We start from the raw sequence: 16,098 nt of genomic DNA, 5'->3' as shown, positions 1-16,098 counted from the left end.
CGACGGAAATCGACACGCATGCCGGAATTTTTTTAGCGCTCGCGACTGGCCGGCCAGATCACGCACGACGCACGGAATCAGTCCGTTCGGCCGACAGGATCATCCGGCATGCCGAACTGCCGGCGGCACGCTTCGAGCAACGCGGCAACGGCGTCGAGCGGAAGGTCGGCGAACCGGTTGATCGGCAGCATCACGCCGCCGGGCACCCTGGTGCGCGGCGAGTGCGCCGAGAACTGGTAGCCGATGTATCGGTTGCCTGCGACGCTGATCATCCCGAACTCGGTCACGTCGCGCCACCGCGTCACCGGCTTTTCACGCACGGAACCGACCAGCCTGAAGCCGGTTTCGTCGATATGTAGCGCCATCTTGCGGCGCGACACGAAGAAGAAGGCGCCGCTCGCGAGGGCCAGCACCACGGCCAGTGCCCCAACCGGCCAGAGCGTCCGGTCGGCCGCGTACCCGCATACGGCCAACCCGGCCAGCACCGCGCTGACGATCGCCTTGCGCCTGAAACTGCGGCCGTCGACCGGCAGGACCACCGGCAACGCGCCGATCACCGTTCCGGCAACCGGATCGACATGCCAGCCGGAATCGTTCGTTTCGCTTGCGTCGCTCACCGTTTCGGCCGCTCCCGTCAATTGCACACGTTGGCCGTGCCGTTCGACGTGCATTGACCGACCGCCCAGTGACTCTGCGCGGCGAGGTGCGGCGCAACACCGATTCCGCGAATCGGCGCCGCCGGCGACGACGCCGGAACCGGGGCCGATGCGGTCTCGGGCGACGGCTGCATCGATTCGGTCTGACAGGCCGCGAGCATCAGACAGAATGCGGCTCCCAACGGGGCAATGGCGTATGTGGACATGGCTTCGTGCGCGGTAGCGTGATTCATGTGTGGGCGGCTCGCGGAAACACGGGCCGATCGCCTTTCAGATTTGCGGAAGATCACGCAACGTACGCGACTCGTTCGTCGCATCGATGTCTAGCTCGATTCCTGCCGACGCGTCGCGATACAGCACGCGCTTCAGTTTCGGCCCCACCGCCGTTCCGTCCGCTTCGTCAAACACGGCACGAACGTCGTTGCCTGCGGCAAGCGCGCGTGCCACTTCCTCCACCGACGCCTCGCTCGGCGTCGCCGCCCACGACCGATCCGTCGGATTGACGGCCGCCCAGCGCACATGCGTCACGCGCGCACTGAGCACGTCGATTCGGACACCATTCACAGCGAACATCGACATCGGAATCTCCTTCGAAACGGTTGCGGCCGGGCGCACGCCTGACGACGGAAGCCGACGATTACACGATAGCAGGCGAATGCGACTGCCACCGGACCCGCCGGGTCAGTCGGACCGGCAATCATTGGCGCAGCATCGGCCAGCGCTGATTTTCGATGATACATTGGGACGCTTTGCAACCGTCAACAGACAATCGTGTACGGGAGAAACACATGAACGACGCCTGGGGAACCTTCCCTGCCAGAATGGGCGACCATCAGGCTTTCATCAGCTTCAATCAGAGCTTTGCCGAACTCGCCGAAAGCGATCCGCGCACGTCGCTGCTCAGCGTACGCGTCACGCTGGCGCATCCGACGCCCGAAGGCCTGCCGAGCGGCGACGAGTTCGCCGAGCTGACGAAGATCGAGGATCTGCTGGACGCCGCCGTGACCGCGAAAAACGGCGTGCAGGTCGGCCGCGTCACGGTCGACGGCAACCAGGATTTCCTGTTCTACGTGCCGTTCGACGAAGAAACCGCGAGCGGGATCGTCGACTCGCTGGCCGAACAGACGACCTACGCACTTCAGTACGCGTATCAGGACGATCCGGACAAGGAAACGTACTGGCGCACGCTCTACCCGACCGACGACGACTGGCAACTGATGCGCGACATGCGCGTGCTCGACGCGCTGCGGCAGAAAGGCGACGTGAGCGACATGAGCCGGCGCGTGATGCACTGGGCCTACTTCCCGGAGCCGAGCGACGCGCACCAGTTCGCCGACTGGGCCGAGTCGAAAGGCTATCTGGTCGAATCGGTCGCGCCGACAGAGGACGGCAAATCGGCCGTGCGGTTTGCACACGAAGGCACGATGGTGCTGGCCGACATCACGCACCATACGCTCGAGATCAATCGCGAGGTACGCTCGCTCGGCGGCGAATACGACGGCTGGGAAACCAGCGTCGAGCAGGCGGGCTGATCCGGCCGACACGCGCGTTGCGTGCGACCGGGCCTTGACGGTTTCGGGACAAAAAGCATCCCGGCAGCGCGAATGCGCGCCGCCGGGACCAAGGCATCACCGGCCGTAACCGGCGATGGGCCCGAGCGGCCGCTCAGGCACGAGGAAAGCGATTCATGCGGATCAGGCGAACGGATGCCGGGGGCGCAAAACGCCGCGTGCCGAACGCCTGTCCGGTTTCGCCGACGCGGCATGCATGCGCCGGGCGGGCAAAAAGCCCCGCTCCTGCGCGAGCGAGCGGGGAAACAGTTGACCGGGCCGGGGTAGAACGGTCAACCGGTCAAATTGTGATCGTGGGCCATGCGACCGTCTGTGCGGCAACTCACCCTTTCAACCGGAAAGCCCTCCTGCCACGCACACGGGCGTGCCGGGCAGCGACGATCGCGCCGGCAGTCAGCAGCGTTCCTGTGTTCATGATTCGCATGCGGATTTTTGATTTATGCGGGCGATTTCTTATATCGCACTGGAGCCTCTGGCATGTCGCATGCATTGCCAAAACCGCATGATTCCGTTTTTCCTTGAATCAGCGATTTGTCTTTTCGGATTTTCGTGAAATCATGTTTCGCGATCGGTATCTGTCGGCTTCTCGGCCGCGATCGCGCTGCTACCTCCGGCCACAAAAATCGCTTCGCCACCCAAGGAAACAATGACACTCGCTCGGGCACAACATGACGGCGTCGATGTCTGGATCGTCCAGCTTCCGGGACACACCGCCTATGCCTATACGCACCTCAAGCGGGTATTCGCATCCGACGACTCGCGGCATCGCGTCGTGACGGTCGACCTGACGAAGCTGCTCGCCTGCGCCGATCGCGACACGACCGACTACGTGCTGCCGGCGGTTCAGTACTGGGCGCCCGGCAAGGCCGCCGGCATCCGCGAATTCCTTGACCCGGCCGAGCGGCGGATTCCCGATATGCCCTTCATCACATTTCGCGAGACGAGAACGCGGACGCTGCTCGGCATCCCGGGCCTGTCGAAAGTGGGCGTCGCGTCGTTTCGGAACGGTCAGCATCGCGCGCGCTATCTGGCGTATGCGGGGGCGACGCGCCTGCCTGTCGAAGTGCATGAGACGGAGGCGGATTTGCTCGTGCGGTATTGCGGCGAGTGACGCACAGGCGCTTGGTCGATAGCGGAAAGGATCGTGCAGCGGGCCGCCGTTCGATTCGATGCCGACAGGCCGTCAGGCCTCGATCACGTAGGTTCGGACGGCGACTTCCGCCCGGCCGATGACGCTGGTTTCGACAGCCGCCAATCGCCAGCCGTTGTGCTCGTAGAAACCAATCGCGCGGACGTTGCCCTCGAGCACCAACAGATGAACCTTGTCCACGCCGATATTTCGCGTCCATGCGCGAACGGCTGCGATCATGCGTTTGCCGATACCGCTTCCGTGATGTTCGGGAAGGACGTGAAGACAATCGAGCAGGACGCCGAGCGCCGGATCGACCGGTCTTTCGGCGCTCACGAAACCGATGGGCACACCGTCCGATTCCGCGATCAGCACGAGGCCCCATTCCGCTTCGTCGCGGTCGAAATAGCGCCGCCACCGCGCCGCGTGTTCCGTCGGCACCTCGTCGGACAGATAGGCCGCGGGCAGGATATGGCTGTATGCACTCTGCCAGCTCAGCGTGTGCAAACGCGCGACGTGCTCTGCGTCGTGTGACGTCACGCTGCGCAGCGTGATGGTTGGGGTTTCCGGCATGCTGGGGTCGCTTCCGTTGCGTAATCGAGGCCGGGAAAGTGTAGCAGTCGCGATGTTTTAAACGGTCGATTGCATCGCGAATCGCATCGGACGCTGCACGGCGCCGCAGCTGGCAAAAAAATGCCCCGGCGCCTTCCGGGGCGCCAGGACAGAACGGCCCTGGAAAATCGAGGGCACGAGGAATCGATACATTACACGAATGTAAGCATGTTAAGCATTGGCGGGTTGCGCCAATTCACTGGTTTATTCCGCCAAGTTGCGCGCGATGGGCGTGCCAGGACGATCGCTTGGCTTGGCGAGTTCGCGAACGGCGCGGTACATGCGAATCCGGAAACGACATATCGGCATTACGATCGATGGAAGATTGAATCAGCGGACGCGACGGCATGAATTCTGAAATTCATACCGTGGAAAGCAAAACAGGCGCCGAAGCGCCTATTTCATTCAAGTAGTTTGGGGATCCTAGCATGACCGACCGTCTGAATTTGTTCAGCGGTGTGCTGATGGTGCGCGCCCTCCTCGAAGGCCACAAGACGCAGACGAGATGCGCATTTAATGCGCCGCCCGAAGCATCAATTGAATTGTGCTTGAAGCAGTTCCACCAGAATCACGAGCACAAGCCAAATAAGCGGTCCAAATGCGATCAGCAGCGTCAATCCGAGCCGCTTGCGCATCCGATACTTCCTGAAGCACCAGAACATAAAGACACTAAAGACAAGCCAGATTATGGCCAATCCGAGAAACATGTAGATGGCAAGACCTGCCACACAGCTACCGTCACCGCACGCGTATGCAACCGTCGGGAAAATCAGCGCGAGTCCGGGCACGGAACATAAGAGCCGGACGGCGTTAGCTACGCTACCCACATCGAACATGGGGGCAATGGATTTGACCCGCGAGGACTTTCGATTCATGTTATTCGTAGCGGCTGGCCCACTCCACTGAGCAGTTCTTCGTGTATTCGACAGCCTCGGCTTCCGTACCGAATTCGCCGAGTTGGCGAAACGCAGCCTCCCGGCTGAATCGCACCTCAGTTACCTCGACTTGGGTGGCGTACCTGCCGTCCTCCGTCACGCGCTGCTCGCAGTTCATCTCGTAACCACGCATCACAATTCTGCCGCATTACTTCAATGCTTATTTGAGGGAGAGGGATCGTAGCACACCGGACTCACCAACTCTAATTGCGCCCGCCCCTTACGTCACCATGGCCCTCGCCTGCTACCACCTGTCGTACAACATGCCGCATAGCTACGCGACGGCGATGCTGATGGCTGGAATGATCCCAGCCTTTGCGCGAAACAACTCGCGCTCAGCATCGAGATGTTCCTGACAACGTACGCGAAATGGATGGATGGTGAGCAGAACGCTCTAGAGATGGCGAGGCTCGAATCGACGTTATTGTCCCCGAGTTGTCCCCCGCAAAGCAAAACAGGCGCCTAAGCGCCTGTTTTGTTAATGCATTCGGTGGGGTGGCTGATGGGACTCGAACCCACGACGACAGGAATCACAATCCTGGACTCTACCAACTGAGCTACAGCCACCACTGATACTGCTTTGTTTCTTCGCTGTTTCGTTTCGTTCGTGTTCAGCAGCGAAGAACAAGATTATACGAACACTTTTCCGTCTTGCAAAGCATTTTTTTCAAAATTTTCGATCGCGTCGTTCAGATGCGTGCGCGCCTCGTCGAACACGGCCAGATCGCCGCGCGCGAGCTTCTTGTTGTCCGACAGCACGCGACGCCAGCCGCGTGCACCGCCGACACCGCGATACAGCCCGAGTGCGTGCCGGACGATCGCGCCGAGATACGTGCCGCGCTTCAGTTCCGCCGCGCAGTATTCGATCAGTTTCGCCTCGGCCTCTTCGCGCGTCGGCACCGCCGCGGTCGAACCATAGAAGCGCGCATCGACGCCCGCGAGCACATACGGGTTGTGATAAGCCTCGCGGCCAAGCATCACGCCGTCGACATGCTCGAGATGCTGCGCGACTTCGTCGAGCGTCTTGATCCCGCCGTTGATCACGATCTCCAGCGACGGAAAATCGCGCTTCAGTCGATACGCATAGTCGTACTTGAGCGGCGGGATCTCGCGGTTCTCCTTCGGCGACAGCCCCTTCAGGATCGCATTGCGCGCGTGCACGACGAACGTCTCGCAGCCCGCTTCCGCCACCTTGCCGACGAAGTCACGCACGAACGCATAATCCTCGACCGCGTCGACGCCGATCCGGTGCTTGACCGTCACCGGCACCGACACCGCATCGCGCATCGCCTTCACGCAGTCGGCGACGAGCTGCGGCTCGTTCATCAGGCACGCGCCGAACGCTCCCCGCTGCACGCGCTCGGACGGACAGCCGCAATTCAGGTTGATCTCGTCATAGCCCCATTGCTCGCCGAGTTTCGCGGCGCGCGCGAGATCGTCCCGCTCGCTGCCGCCCAACTGCAGCGCGACCGGCGATTCGTTCGGCGTGAACGCGAGATGCCGCTGCGCGTCGCCGAACAGCAGCGCGCCCGTGGTGATCATTTCCGTATACAGCCACGTGTCGCGCGTCAGCGTGCGATGGAACGACCGGCAATGACGGTCGGTCCAGTCGAGCATGGGCGCCACGGAGACGCGGCGGGGAGGAAGCGAGGACGGTGCGGACATGGAATTCGGGGCAGCAAGCGGCGCGGGAACAACCCGGCATTTTACCGCAACGCGACGAGCCCAGCCCGGCTGGTCGACTAGACCGGCCCGCCCTCGCCCAGTTCGGCGTCGACGGCCCGCCGCGCCTCCTCGAGTACGCGCTCGATCACGCGCCGTTCGGTGAGCAGCATCCCGTCGACCTTCACGAGCCGCCAGTCGATCCGCACGGCCGCGCCTTGCAGCACGCGGTAGTGCGCATGCTCGCCGTCCCACACCTGCTCGGTCTTCACCTCGATCTCGTAGCCGCGGTACGGCTCGCTGAAATCGCCGAGATCGCTGCCTCTCGGTTCCATCGCTCGCTCCGTGGCGACGCAGCGCCAGACCGCCTCGGCGGCCGGCGCCACGCGCTCAATCGTATTCGTTAGACAAAACGGCTTTGCCGTCGGCGGTCAGGTCGACGCGGTTGGCAGCCGCCTGGTAGATGAGCCCTTCGTTCAACAACGCATAGACGACATCGTCGAACGCGGCAGGAACCGCCCGGGTGTCGCCGAACTGGTCGACCCACTTCAGCGCCTCGATGGCTTCGGGAGAAAGGATGGGCGTCATGCGTTGGCCTCCGGCGTCGGTGTCGTTCCATCCTAGCACTTCGTCCGGACGCCGAATACGGAGGCAAACGCGCGCCGCGAAAGCCGGGGCGTCGCGCACGGTCAGACCGCCCGCGCCGCCCCGGTGCACCAACCGGCGCTCAGAGGCGCGCGATCGACACTTCGGTGGACTTCACGAGCGCGACGACCTCGGCGCCGACCTTCAGCTCGAGCTCGTCGACCGAGCGCGTCGTGATCACCGACGTGACGATGCCGAACGGCGTCTCGACGTCGACCTCGGACACCACCGGCCCGCGAATGATCTCCTTCACCTTGCCCTTGAACTGGTTACGCACGTTGATTGCAGTGATGCTCATCGGGTTGATCGCTCCGAACAAAAAAGTCTGAGAACGGGCGGCCTGCGCCGCCCGGATTTAAACGGCCCAGCGAATCTGCCCGACCGGTCGTACGTGATCGACTTCAAGCGCCGCCTCCTGATCTGCGCCACCCGGCCCGCCTGCGAGCACGCGTTGCAGCACACGGTCTTCCAGCGCGGCGAACGCGGCCGATGCGCGCGCACGCGGCCGATCGAGCGGTACCTGCTGATCGAGGGCGACGCGTCCCTGCTCGATCAGCAGGATGCGGTCGCCCAGCGCGACGGCTTCCTGCACGTCGTGCGTGACGAGCAGCGCGGTGAACCGATGCTCGCGCCACAGCCGCTCGATCAGCGCATGCATCTCGATGCGGGTCAGCGCGTCGAGCGCGCCGAGCGGCTCGTCGAGCAGCAGCAGTTGCGGCCGGTGCACCAGCGCGCGGGCGAGCGCGACGCGCTGCCGCTGGCCACCCGACAGCTGCGCGGGCCAGTCGTTCGCGCGCTCGAGCAGCCCGACTTCGTCGAGCACCGCGCGGGCCCGATCGCGCGCGCCGCGCCCAAGACCCAGCATCACGTTCTGCAGCACGGTCTTCCACGGCAGCAACCTTGCATCCTGGTACATGATCCGCGTGTCGAGCGCGCCGCCGCCCTCGCCGCGCGTGACGAGCGCACCGCTGCTCGGCGTCTCGAGCCCGGCGACGAGGCGCAGCAGCGTGGATTTCCCGCAGCCGCTGCGGCCGACGATGGCGACGAAGCTCCCGCGCGCGATGCCGAGTTCGACGTTGTCGAGCACGGTACGCGTGCCGAAGCGCTTGCTGACGCCCGACAGCGTCACCGCATCGTCGGGCGCGGGGCTGCCGGTGCGCCGCCGCGCGAGCGGAACGACGGATGCACCGCCGTCCCGATCGACGATCGCCGCATCCCGTACGGCGTCGTCCGTCACGCGCGCCTGTGCCAGTTCGGCCTCGAGGTCCGCGCCGGCGAGCGGGCCGTAGGCGGCCGCCGAAGTGGTCGCATTCATGCCTTTGCTCCTGATTGATAAGCGGGGTGCCAGCGCAGCGTCGTGCGCTCGATCCATTTCGCCAGCACGTCGGCCAGCTTGCCGAGCACTGCATACAGCAGGATGCCGACCACCACCACATCGGTTTGCAGGAATTCGCGCGCGTTCATCGTCATGTAGCCGATGCCCGACTGCGCGGAAATCGTTTCCGCGACGATCAGCATCACCCACATCAGCCCGAGCGCGAAGCGCACGCCGACGAGAATCGACGGCAATGCGCCGGGCAGGATCACGTCGCGATACAGCGCGAAGCCGCGCACGCCGTAGCTCTTCGCCATCTCGATCAGGTTTGCGTCGACCGAGCGGATCCCGTGATACGTGTTGATGTAGACGGGGAAGAACACGCCGAGCGCGACGAGGAACAGCTTCGCCTTCTCGTCGATGCCGAACCACAGGATCACGAGCGGAATCATCGCGAGCGCGGGGATGTTGCGGATCATCTGGATCGTCGAGTCGAGCGCGACCTCCGCCGCTTTCGACAGACCGGTCGCAAGCCCCAGCGCCAGGCCAACGCCGCCGCCGATCGCGAAACCGAACAGCGCGCGCCAGGTACTGACCTTCACATTCGCCCACATTTCGCCCGACGTCACGAGCGACCATGCGGCGCGCACGACCGCCACCGGTTCGGGCAGCACGCGGGTCGACAGCCAGCCGACGCGCGCGCCGACTTCCCACACGACCAGCAGCGCGAGCGGCACGAGCCACGGCGCGATTGCGCGCCACGCGCGGGCGGCCACGGCGGTGCCGGTCGTCGACGTTTTCGTTGTCATCGCATGCCTCCTTCGCTCAGCTCTGGCTCGCCTTGGGCAGGTAGTTGTTGCCGACGATCTCGCCGAACGGGCCCGACAGCGGGCCGGACGGCCGCTTTGCGCCCTCGCCCTTGATCAGCGGGAACACGAGCTCGGCAAAACGGTACGACTCCTCGAGGTGCGGATAGCCGGACAGGATGAACGTTTCGATGCCGAGATCCGCGTATTCGCGCATGCGTTCCGCGACCTGCTCGGGATTGCCGACGAGCGCGGTACCGGCGCCGCCACGGACAAGCCCGACCCCAGCCCACAGGTTCGGATACACCTCGAGCGCGTCGCGGCCGCCGCGCTTGCCGCCGTGCAGCGCGGCCATCCGGCGCTGGCCTTCCGAATCCATGTTCGCGAATGCCTTCTGCGCGCGGGCGATCGTCTCGTCGTCGAGCCGGCTGATGAGGCGCTCGGCATCGCGCCATGCTTCGTCCTCGGTCTCGCGCACGATCACGTGCATGCGGATGCCGAAGCGGATCTTGCGGCCGCGCGATTCGGCGCGCGCGCGGATGTCGGCGATTTTCTTCGCGACGGCCTCGGGCGGCTCGCCCCAGGTCAGGTAGGTGTCGATGTGATCCGCGGCGATCGTGTGCGCGGCCGGCGACGACCCGCCGAACCACAACGGCGGATGCGGGCGCTGCACGGGAGGATAAAGCGCCTTGCCGCCCTTCGACTGAAGGTGCTTGCCGATGTAGTCGAAGCCGCCGTTGTCGTGCGAGGCGGCGAGCAGCCCGCGCCAGATGTGCAGGAAATCGTCGGTGATTTCGTAGCGCGTGTCGTGATCGGCGAACAGTCCGTCGCCTTCGAGCTCGGCGGCGTCGCCCCCCGTCACGACGTTGATCAGCAGGCGGCCGCCCGACAGGCGGTCGAACGTCGCGGCCATCCTCGCCGCGAGGCCGGGCGATGCGATGCCCGGGCGCACGGCGACCAGGAACTTCAGGCGCTGCGTCGCGGGAATCAGGCTCGATGCGACGACCCACGCGTCCTCGCAGGAGCGGCCGGTCGGCAGCAGCACGCCTTCATAGCCGAGCGTGTCGGCCGCGACGGCGATCTGCTTGAAGTAATCGTAATCCGCGGCGCGCGCGCCTTCGGCGGTACCGAGGTAACGGCTGTCGCCGTGCGTGGGGATAAACCAGAAAACATTCATCTGCTGCTCCTGCTTGACTGTCCTTGCCGGAATCTGGATAAAACGAGGCCCTGCTCGCGTCGCGGATGAGCGACGCATGCATGATGTGCGTTCGAATCGGGATGGCTCGCCGGTCAGGCCGTGCAGCGGGCGAGTACGCGATTGCACGGCTGTTTCTGGGAAATCAGTCTATGGATCGGTACGGGGCTTTGGAACGATTTTTTTGAGCTTAGGTTTTCCGCTTTCGTGATTAGCACGACGCTCCAGCGAATATCGCGGCGGCCGGGCCCTATAATGGCGCACCAATCCGAACAACTTCGCGCGGACGGCCCCGGCCAGCCGCGCCTGCAATGCACTCACCGATGCAGAAAGTCATCCTGCCGTTCCTGTCCGGCTTCCTGGCCGCCCTCTTCTTTCGCGAAGCGACGCTCGCGCTGCTGCACACGGCCGACCTGATCGCCGCAGCGGGGTTCTCCACGCAACCGTTCGCACCGCTCGGCATTCCTGAATTTGTCGCGAACGCGCTGATCAGCGCGTGCTGTGCGATCCCGATGGCGTGGCTGCTGCGGGTGTCGCCGGAGCGCGAGGCGCCGTGGATCGGCGCGCTGGTGTTCGGCGGCATCGTGCTGACGGCCGCCCGCGTGTTCGCGATCGATCCGCTGCGGGGAATCTGGCCGTCGGGCAACATGATGCCGGTGCTCGCGTCTGGCTTCGCCGCGAACGCGGTCTGGGGCTTCGGCGCGCTCGTGTTCATGCGCGCGTTCATGTCGGACGAGGCCGGCGACGACTGACGCACGTCTCGCGGCGAGGCCCCGGCCCGCTGCCGCCGAGCCCGACCGCATCCGCCAATGACAAGGCCGCCTGCACCTGCAGGCGGCCTTTTTGCTTTTCACGCCGATAGCGCGCGCGTCAGTCCTTAAGCTTGCGCAGCGGATGCGTGTCGGGCGTCCACGGGCTGTCGAACATCGCGAGCACGTCGGCCCGGTCGATATCGGCGGCCGACTTGAAGCGCCAGACCGGCTGGTGGTCCTTGTCGACGATCAGCGCACGCACGCCTTCGATCACGTCGCCGTGCGCGAACGTCGAGCGCGTGAGGTCGAGATCGCGCCGCAGGCAATCGGCCATCGTCGCGCCACGCGCCCGTTCGACAACTTCGAGCGACACGGCCATCGACAGCGGCGACAACTGGCTGCGCATCGCATGCGTCGCCTTCTCGACCCATCCGTCGACGGCCGCGCAATCCTGCTCGGCGTCGAGCGACGCGAGGATCGCGCCGATATTGGGTTGCGCGAAATGCCGATCGATCCCGGCGCGCGCGTCGGCCAGCGCCGACGTGTCGGGCGTCGGCACGACCTTGTGCGCGGCAGCCGCGTCGGCCACGCACGCGACCGCCTGTGCGCCGCTGTCGATGCGCGCGCTGCGCAGCGTATCGAGCAGCGCCGGCAGCGCGGCATCGGGCAGATAGACGTCGGCGAGCTGCGCATACAGGGCGCCCGCCGCGTCGAGCGACGCGCCGGTCACCGCGAGATAGCGGCCGATCGCGCCCGGCGTGCGCGCGAGGAACCAGCTCATCCCGACGTCCGGGAACAGGCCGATGCGCGTTTCGGGCATGGCTATCTTCGTCGAATCGGTGACGACGCGCAGGCCGCCCGTATGCCGCGCAGCCTGCGAAATGCCCATGCCGCCGCCCATCACGACGCCGTGCATCAACGCGATGTACGGTTTCGGATAGGTGAAGATCGTGTGGTTGAGCGTGTATTCGTCGATGAAGAACCCGTCGATCGCCTCGCGGTCGCCGCGCTGCCACGCGTCGTGGAAGAAGCGCACGTCGCCGCCCGCGCAGAACGCGCGCGGATGCGGGCTGTGCACGACGACGGCTACCACGTCGGCGTCGTCGCGCCACGCGTCGAGCGCCTGCTGCATCACGCGGATCATCCCGACCGACAGCGCATTCAGCGCCTTCGGCCGGTTCAGTTCGAGATAGCCGATGCGGTTCGCGACATACGTGCGCACGTCGGGCTGGGCGACTTCGGCGGAAGCGGAATCGGAAACGGAAGCGGAATCGGTCATGTGAGCCATCCGGCGTATCGCGGGCGCACGCTCAGTGCGCCTGCATCTTCGAGAACAGGTTCAGCACCACGACGCCCGCGACGATCAGGCCGAGGCCGATCACCGCCGGCACGTCCGGCACCTGACGATAGAGCAGCATCGCGACGAGCGTGATCAGCACGATGCCGGCGCCCGACCACACCGCATAGATGATGCCGACCGGCATCGTGCGCAGCGTGAGCGACAGACAGTAGAACGCGATGCCGTAACCGGCCACGACGAGCGCCGACGGCCAGAAGCGCGTGAAGCCGTCCGCCGCGCGCAGCGCGGACGTGCCGACCACTTCCGCGACGATCGCGATCGCGAGCCATGCGTAACCCGGAAGCTGCATCGCTCAGCTCCTCGCAAGCGCCAGCGCGGCGTAGTCCTGCCCGAGCTCGGCGCACAGCGCTTCGACGACGAACTCGTGATCCGCGCGCTGCGGCAGCCCCGACGCGGTGATCGAGCCGATCACGCCGGCCCCCGCGACGGTCAGCGGAAACGAACCGCCGTGCGGCGAATAGTCGGAGATGGGCAGCCCGTGCTTGTCCGCGAGCGACGCGCCGGCCTGCTGCATGCGCAGGCCGATCGCATACGAACTGCGGCGGAAATGCGCGACCACGTTGCGCTTGCGACGCACCCAGTCCGCGTTGTCGGGCGTCGCGCCAGGGAGTGCCGCGTAGAACAGCGGCTGGCCGAACGTGACGATGTCGATTGCGATTGCGTGACCGCGCGCCGTCGCGAGCGCATGCATGCGGTTGCCGAGCGCCCACGCACGGGCCGGGTCGAAATGGGGAAACACGAGCGCCTGTTCCTGCGCGCCGATCGATTGCAGATCGTGAGCGATGTCCATGAATCCGTCGAGGCAGTAGTAACAACAGTAGTGAGCGTTGCAACGGCACCGATGCGATCGCGCACGGCTTCGCTGCAGGAATGAACGACACGAGCAAACCGTTCGATTCTAGCGCACGCCCCCGCCGTACCGGCCCCACAAGCTGCCAACGCGCCCCGGTGGCGCGATTGCCAAAAAGTGCTTGCATGCGTTCCGGATAGTCCATATAATTCATTTCTTCGACGGACGCGGGGTGGAGCAGTCTGGCAGCTCGTCGGGCTCATAACCCGAAGGTCGTAGGTTCAAATCCTACCCCCGCAACCAACGTCCCGATTCATGCAAAAAGCCCGGCTCCGCGCCGGGCTTTTTGTTTTTCCGCGCCCGTTCCCGCGCATCGCGGTCGCGCTTCGCACGGCACGCCGCGCGCAAGCGCTCGCGTTCGAGAATGCCGCGCCCCGGTGATACACTCGCATTCACCTCGTCCCTTCCACTCGACATGAAATTCTGCTCCGTCTGCGGTCACGACGTCATCGCACGCATTCCTCCGGGCGATAACCGCGAGCGCTTCATTTGCGATCACTGCGGCACGATCCATTACCAGAATCCGCGCAACGTGGTCGGCACGGTGCCGGTCTGGGGCGATCAGGTGCTGCTGTGCCGCCGCGCGATCGAACCGCGCTACGGGTTCTGGACGCTGCCGGCGGGCTTCATGGAAATGGGCGAGACGACGGCCGAGGCCGCCGCGCGCGAGACGCTCGAGGAAGCCGGCGCGCGTGTCGAGGTGCAGAACCTGTTCACGCTGCTCAACGTGCCGCACGTGCATCAGGTCCATCTGTTCTACCTGGCGCGGCTCGTCGATCCGGCTTACGAGGCCGGCGAGGAAAGCCTCGAGGTCAAGCTGTTCGATGAAGCCGACATTCCGTGGGACGAAATCGCGTTCCCGACCGTCAGCCAGACCCTGCGCTTCTTCTTCGCCGATCGCGCCGCCGGCGACTACGGCGTGCATACCGGCGATATCTTCCGCTCGCTGCGCAACGGCTGAGCACGCGCCCCATGGTCCCCTGGCTCGGCCCGGACGATCCGTTTCCGCCCGTCGAACGCGCGCTCGGCCCCGCGACCGGCGCGCCGGGGCTGCTCGCCGCGAGTGCCGACCTGCTGCCGTCGCGCCTGATCGAGGCCTACCTGCGTGGCATCTTCCCGTGGTATTCGGACGGCCAGCCCGTGCTGTGGTGGAGCCCCGACCCGCGGATGATCCTCGCACCGGCCGAATTCAAGGTGTCACCGTCGCTGCGCAAGACGCTCCGGCGCGTGCTGCGCGAACCCGCGTGGGAAGTGCGCGTCGACCATGACTTCGCGGGCGTGATGCGCGCGTGCGCGCAGGCGCCGCGCCGTGGCCAGCGCGGCACCTGGATCACGGCCGAGATCATCGACGCGTATACGTCGCTCTACCGCTCCGGCAACGCGCACAGCATCGAGACCTGGCACGACGGGCGCCGCATCGGCGGTCTGTACGGAGTGGCGTTCGGGCGGATGTTCTTCGGCGAGTCGATGTACGCGGATGCCACCGATGCGTCGAAAATCGCGCTGGCGACGCTGGTCGCCCACCTTCGCGAGCAGGGGCTGGAGATGATAGACTGCCAGCAGAATACGTCGCATCTAGCGTCGCTCGGTGGCCGCGAGATCGCACGCAAGGCCTTTGTTGCTCACGTGCGCCGCGCGGTGGCCGAACCGCCGATTCCGTGGCAGTTCGACAAGCGCGTGCTCGCCGCGCTGACGGGCCCCGCCGAACCGGCGGCGCCCTCCGGGATCGAGCGCTAGCGCGGCACTCCCTCCCTGCATCGAGAGCTGCCCATGACTCACCCGACTGAGCTGCCGCTTTCACCGCTTTCGGCGCTGCAATTCTATGCAACGGCGCCCTATCCGTGCAGCTATCTGGACGGCCGCATCGCGCGCTCGCAAGTCGCGACGCCGAGCCACCTGATCAACTCCGACATCTATACCGAGCTCGTGAAGGCCGGCTTCCGGCGCTCGGGCGTGTTCACCTATCGCCCGTACTGCGACGGGTGCCGCGCCTGCGTACCGGTGCGCGTGCCGGTCGGCGCGTTCACGCCGTCGCGCACGCAGCGCCGGATGTGGAAGCGGCACCGCGCGCTCGTCGCGACCGTCTCGCCGCTGCACTACGACGAGGAGCACTACGCGCTCTACATGCGCTACCAGTCCGCGCGCCACGCGGGCGGCGGCATGGACCGCGACAGCCGCGACCAGTACGAGCAATTCCTGCTGCAGAGCCGGATCAATTCGCGCCTCGTCGAATTCCGCGACCTCGACGCGCCGGGCGGCGAGCCGGGCAAGCTGCGCATGGTCAGCATGATCGACATCCTCGGCGACGGGCTATCGTCGGTCTACACGTTCTTCGAACCCGACGACCAGCACACGAGCTACGGCACCTACAACATCCTGTGGCAGATCGAACAGGCGAAGAGCCTCGGCCTGCCGTACGTGTATCTCGGCTACTGGATCCGCGAGAGCCCGAAGATGGCCTACAAGGCGAACTTCCATCCGCTCGAAGGATTGCTCGACGGCCGCTGGAAAGTGCTCGATCCCGATCGGGTCGAGCTGCCGCCGGTCGACGCGGCACTGGCGCGCGCGCCGCTGCCGGGCGGACATTCCGGGTCGGGTTGACCTCTGCTC

General features: G+C 65.4%; 22 protein-coding genes and 2 tRNA genes. 8 read left to right on the top strand and 16 right to left on the bottom strand.

Features of this window, described 5'->3' with window-relative positions:
- Positions 1-77: 77 nt before the first annotated feature.
- The 3 genes from ACP26O_RS07945 to ACP26O_RS07935 are packed head-to-tail and all read right to left on the bottom strand — an operon-like array spanning position 78 to position 1,235.
- Complete coding sequence (locus tag ACP26O_RS07945; protein ID WP_175665143.1) at positions 78-671, bottom strand: aspartyl-tRNA synthetase; 594 nt, start codon at positions 669-671, stop codon at positions 78-80.
- Complete coding sequence (locus tag ACP26O_RS07940; RefSeq protein ID WP_341771710.1) at positions 635-889, bottom strand: hypothetical protein; 255 nt, start codon at positions 887-889, stop codon at positions 635-637. The genes ACP26O_RS07945 and ACP26O_RS07940 overlap by 37 nt, the downstream gene beginning before the upstream one ends.
- A 37-nt stretch (positions 890-926) precedes the next feature.
- Complete coding sequence (locus tag ACP26O_RS07935; RefSeq protein WP_175665142.1) at positions 927-1,235, bottom strand: phosphatidylserine/phosphatidylglycerophosphate/cardiolipin synthase; 309 nt, start codon at positions 1,233-1,235, stop codon at positions 927-929.
- Between the two features lie 209 nt (positions 1,236-1,444).
- Here ACP26O_RS07935 and ACP26O_RS07930 point away from each other — a divergent pair, with 209 nt between their 5' ends.
- Entirely contained in the window at positions 1,445-2,188 is a 744-nt protein-coding gene (locus tag ACP26O_RS07930) for a DUF695 domain-containing protein (RefSeq protein ID WP_126227793.1), read from the top strand.
- 685 nt (positions 2,189-2,873) lie between these two features.
- Entirely contained in the window at positions 2,874-3,338 is a 465-nt protein-coding gene (locus ACP26O_RS07925; RefSeq protein WP_011656770.1) for a plasmid fertility inhibition factor family protein, read from the top strand.
- Positions 3,339-3,410: 72 nt separating this feature from the next.
- On the opposite strand, the gene ACP26O_RS07920 is transcribed toward ACP26O_RS07925, so the two are convergent.
- Positions 3,411-3,929 carry a GNAT family N-acetyltransferase gene (locus ACP26O_RS07920; protein WP_175665141.1) on the bottom strand — a complete coding sequence of 173 codons (519 nt, stop codon included), beginning with the start codon at positions 3,927-3,929 and terminating at the stop codon, positions 3,411-3,413.
- A 467-nt stretch (positions 3,930-4,396) separates the two neighbouring features.
- Between ACP26O_RS07920 and ACP26O_RS07915 the strand changes: the two genes are divergently transcribed.
- Positions 4,397-4,765, top strand: coding sequence for a hypothetical protein (locus ACP26O_RS07915; protein ID WP_175665140.1), 369 nt, complete (start codon positions 4,397-4,399; stop codon positions 4,763-4,765).
- Positions 4,766-4,844: 79 nt separating this feature from the next.
- Here ACP26O_RS07915 and ACP26O_RS07910 read toward each other — a convergent pair whose 3' ends face one another.
- From ACP26O_RS07910 to ssuD, 9 genes are all read right to left on the bottom strand, one after another.
- Entirely contained in the window at positions 4,845-5,036 is a 192-nt protein-coding gene (locus ACP26O_RS07910) for a hypothetical protein (RefSeq protein ID WP_175665139.1), read from the bottom strand.
- Between the two features lie 358 nt (positions 5,037-5,394).
- Positions 5,395-5,470 (bottom strand) — tRNA-His (locus ACP26O_RS07905).
- 63 nt (positions 5,471-5,533) lie between these two features.
- Entirely contained in the window at positions 5,534-6,520 is a 987-nt protein-coding gene (gene dusA / locus ACP26O_RS07900) for a tRNA dihydrouridine(20/20a) synthase DusA (protein ID WP_233465783.1), read from the bottom strand.
- Between the two features lie 125 nt (positions 6,521-6,645).
- On the bottom strand, positions 6,646-6,900 hold the full coding sequence (locus tag ACP26O_RS07895) for a hypothetical protein (protein ID WP_059524526.1): 255 nt from the start codon (positions 6,898-6,900) through the stop codon (positions 6,646-6,648).
- Between the two features lie 55 nt (positions 6,901-6,955).
- The gene (locus tag ACP26O_RS07890; RefSeq protein ID WP_011656764.1) at positions 6,956-7,153 is read right to left on the bottom strand and encodes a hypothetical protein; all 198 of its coding nucleotides are present in this window, start codon (positions 7,151-7,153) and stop codon (positions 6,956-6,958) included.
- 139 nt (positions 7,154-7,292) lie between these two features.
- The gene (locus tag ACP26O_RS07885; protein WP_006400187.1) at positions 7,293-7,508 is read right to left on the bottom strand and encodes a TOBE domain-containing protein; all 216 of its coding nucleotides are present in this window, start codon (positions 7,506-7,508) and stop codon (positions 7,293-7,295) included.
- Between the two features lie 57 nt (positions 7,509-7,565).
- Positions 7,566-8,525, bottom strand: coding sequence for an ATP-binding cassette domain-containing protein (locus ACP26O_RS07880; RefSeq protein WP_175665137.1), 960 nt, complete (start codon positions 8,523-8,525; stop codon positions 7,566-7,568).
- Positions 8,522-9,334, bottom strand: a complete 813-nt coding sequence (gene ssuC, locus ACP26O_RS07875) for an aliphatic sulfonate ABC transporter permease SsuC (protein ID WP_175660710.1) — start codon at positions 9,332-9,334, stop codon at positions 8,522-8,524. The genes ACP26O_RS07880 and ssuC overlap by 4 nt, the downstream gene beginning before the upstream one ends.
- A gap of 16 nt (positions 9,335-9,350) precedes the next feature.
- Entirely contained in the window at positions 9,351-10,508 is a 1,158-nt protein-coding gene (ssuD, locus tag ACP26O_RS07870; protein ID WP_006751021.1) for an FMNH2-dependent alkanesulfonate monooxygenase, read from the bottom strand.
- Between the two features lie 341 nt (positions 10,509-10,849).
- On the opposite strand from ssuD, the gene ACP26O_RS07865 reads away from it, so the two are divergent.
- Complete coding sequence (locus ACP26O_RS07865) at positions 10,850-11,278, top strand: hypothetical protein (protein ID WP_175665136.1); 429 nt, start codon at positions 10,850-10,852, stop codon at positions 11,276-11,278.
- Between the two features lie 118 nt (positions 11,279-11,396).
- Here ACP26O_RS07865 and ACP26O_RS07860 read toward each other — a convergent pair whose 3' ends face one another.
- From ACP26O_RS07860 to ACP26O_RS07850, 3 genes are read right to left on the bottom strand one after another with little or no spacing between them, the layout of a single operon-like run.
- Positions 11,397-12,557 (bottom strand): enoyl-CoA hydratase/isomerase family protein, encoded by a 1,161-nt coding sequence (locus ACP26O_RS07860; RefSeq protein ID WP_175665135.1) that lies wholly within the window; start codon positions 12,555-12,557, stop codon positions 11,397-11,399.
- Positions 12,558-12,588: 31 nt separating this feature from the next.
- Entirely contained in the window at positions 12,589-12,927 is a 339-nt protein-coding gene (locus ACP26O_RS07855) for a DMT family transporter (RefSeq protein ID WP_011656759.1), read from the bottom strand.
- A gap of 3 nt (positions 12,928-12,930) precedes the next feature.
- Positions 12,931-13,428, bottom strand: coding sequence for a heme-degrading domain-containing protein (locus ACP26O_RS07850; protein WP_175665134.1), 498 nt, complete (start codon positions 13,426-13,428; stop codon positions 12,931-12,933).
- 226 nt (positions 13,429-13,654) lie between these two features.
- On the opposite strand from ACP26O_RS07850, the gene ACP26O_RS07845 reads away from it, so the two are divergent.
- From ACP26O_RS07845 to ACP26O_RS07830, 4 genes are all read left to right on the top strand, one after another.
- Positions 13,655-13,731, top strand: a tRNA-Met gene (locus ACP26O_RS07845).
- Positions 13,732-13,903: 172 nt separating this feature from the next.
- Positions 13,904-14,449: an NUDIX hydrolase gene (locus ACP26O_RS07840; RefSeq protein ID WP_006751026.1), complete on the top strand. Its 546-nt coding sequence runs from the start codon at positions 13,904-13,906 to the stop codon at positions 14,447-14,449.
- Positions 14,450-14,460: 11 nt separating this feature from the next.
- On the top strand, positions 14,461-15,225 hold the full coding sequence (gene aat, locus ACP26O_RS07835) for a leucyl/phenylalanyl-tRNA--protein transferase (protein WP_006751027.1): 765 nt from the start codon (positions 14,461-14,463) through the stop codon (positions 15,223-15,225).
- A gap of 33 nt (positions 15,226-15,258) precedes the next feature.
- On the top strand, positions 15,259-16,089 hold the full coding sequence (locus ACP26O_RS07830; protein ID WP_126227785.1) for an arginyltransferase: 831 nt from the start codon (positions 15,259-15,261) through the stop codon (positions 16,087-16,089).
- Positions 16,090-16,098: the final 9 nt, after the last annotated feature.

This window comes from Burkholderia sp. R-40 (assembly GCF_049942845.1).
Classification (GTDB): Bacteria; Pseudomonadota; Gammaproteobacteria; order Burkholderiales; family Burkholderiaceae; genus Burkholderia; species Burkholderia ambifaria.
This window is presented reverse-complemented; position numbering and strand designations above follow the sequence as displayed.